1 protein-coding gene is annotated in these 378 nt (G+C 67.7%); it reads right to left on the bottom strand.

The genetic code is table 11. The annotated features are described in order from the left end of the window. Positions 1–378: YDG domain-containing protein (locus tag N0K08_RS23205; RefSeq protein WP_261502804.1), on the bottom strand; the 378-nt coding region annotated here is incomplete at both ends.

Genomic DNA, 378 nt, shown 5'->3' with positions numbered 1-378 from the left:
GATGTCGGCCGTCACGCCCGTGGCGTTGCTGACCGTGTAGTTGCTCGCCAGGCCCGTGCCGTTGGCCAGCGTGGCGCCCGTCACGGTGACGGTCTTGCCGGCACCCGCGTTCTGATCGCTGAAAGCGCCCGACTGGCCAGACAACACCAGGGTTTCGTTACCGACCAGGCCGTTCAAGATGCCGCCGCTCAGGTTGGCTGCCGTCGTACCGTCGTAGGTCTTGCTGTCGGCAGTCACGCCGCGGACCGTCAAGGCCTTGGCCGTGATGTCGGCCGTCACGCCCGTGGCGTTGCTGACCGTGTAGTTGCTGGCCAGACCCGTGCCGTTGGCCAGCGTCGCGCCAGTCACGGTCACCGTCTTGCCGGCTCCCGCGTTCTG

This window comes from Acidovorax bellezanensis, from assembly GCF_025421555.1.
Taxonomy (GTDB): domain Bacteria; phylum Pseudomonadota; class Gammaproteobacteria; order Burkholderiales; family Burkholderiaceae_C; genus Comamonas; species Comamonas bellezanensis.
This window is presented reverse-complemented; position numbering and strand designations above follow the sequence as displayed.